Source organism: Rhodococcus sp. R1101, assembly GCF_000278445.1.
In the GTDB taxonomy this organism is placed as follows: Bacteria; Actinomycetota; Actinomycetes; order Mycobacteriales; family Mycobacteriaceae; genus Rhodococcus; species Rhodococcus gordoniae.
Genome location: NZ_AJVB01000751.1, coordinates 1 through 1,187 on the forward strand (window position 1 = coordinate 1; position 1,187 = coordinate 1,187).

A 1,187-nucleotide genomic window follows, 5' to 3' on the forward strand; every position below is an offset into this window, starting at 1 on the left:
TCCGGATCTGCGATGTCGCACACCACCGGCTCCGCGGTGCCGCCGAGAGCGCGGACTTGCTCGACGGTGTCCACCAGCTTCGATTCGGTCCGGCCGGTGACCGCGATCGCCGCGCCTTCGCGGGCCAGCGCGAAGGCCACGCCCTGGCCGATCCCCTGCCCCGCTCCGGTGATCAGCGCGACCTTGCCGTCGAGTGTGCCCATGCGTCGTCGTTTCCCGTCGTTCGTCGTGTCGTCGAGTGCGACGAGTCGACCAGATTCCGGGCAGGTCCGGGTGTTGTGGTCCCGGTCGCCGGGACATCCCCCTACCCTGTGGGACATGCGGATAGGTGCGCACGTCCGGCAGGACGACGATCCCATCGGTCAGGGCGAACATCTCGGCGCCGATCTCGTGCAGGTGTTCCTGTCGGACCCGCAGAAGTGGACGAAGCCCGGTGTGCATCCGCGCACCGAGCAGATCCTCGCGTCGGATGTCGACGTGGTGGTGCACTCGCCGTACGTCGTCAACGTGGCGAGCCTGAACAACAGGGTGCGGATGCCGTCGCGCAAGGCCGTCGCCGATCATGCCGAGGCGGCCGCGCGGATCGGCGCTCTCGGGTTGGTCGTCCACGGTGGGCACGTGCGCGCGGGTGAGGACGTCGCCGCGGGAGTCGAGAACTGGCGCAAATTGTTCGAACGGCAGGAGGACAAGGGTGGGTTCGGGGTGCCGATCCTCGTGGAGAACACGGCGGGTGGCGATTTCGCGATGGCTCGCTATCTCGACGCGATCGGCCGCCTGTGGGACGCCATCGGCGATTACGGCCCCGGTTTCTGCCTCGACACCTGTCATGCCTGGGCGGCCGGGGAGGATCTCGTCGGTGTCGTCGAACGCGTGCGTGCGGTCACCGGCCGGATCGATCTGGTGCACCTGAACAATTCCCGCGACGAGTTCGATTCGGCCCGCGACCGGCATGCCAATCTCACCGATGGGCAGATCGATCCGCAGTTGCTCGCGGAGATCGCGGTGCAGGCCGACGCACCGATCGTGCTCGAGACCCCGGCGGAGGGACTCGCCGACGACATCGCCTTCCTCCGCGAGCACTCCTGACGACGCACTCCGTTCCACGGGCGCACCCTGCGCGGACGGGTGCACCTTGTCGACAGCGCGCCTCTGTCTCCGGACGGAGCCCACGTTCCGCGAAGGGTGCC

General features: G+C 68.4%; 2 protein-coding genes. One reads left to right on the plus strand and one right to left on the minus strand.

Going from position 1 to position 1,187, the window contains the following annotated elements:
• On the minus strand, positions 1-203 hold a 203-nt coding region (locus R1101_RS28540), incomplete at its 3' end, for an SDR family NAD(P)-dependent oxidoreductase (RefSeq protein ID WP_037225011.1).
• Positions 204-318: 115 nt separating this feature from the next.
• Between R1101_RS28540 and R1101_RS0123885 the strand changes: the two genes are divergently transcribed.
• A complete protein-coding gene (locus R1101_RS0123885; protein ID WP_016935676.1) occupies positions 319-1,086 on the plus strand; it encodes a deoxyribonuclease IV in 768 nt (255 codons plus the stop codon).
• The last annotated feature ends 101 nt before the right edge of the window (positions 1,087-1,187 follow it).

Bases quoted from the DNA above. Each gene is read 5' to 3' on its own strand.
- R1101_RS0123885 (WP_016935676.1), top strand. From the start codon at position 319: ATGCGGATAGGTGCGCACGTCCGGCAGGACGACGATCCCATCGGTCAG.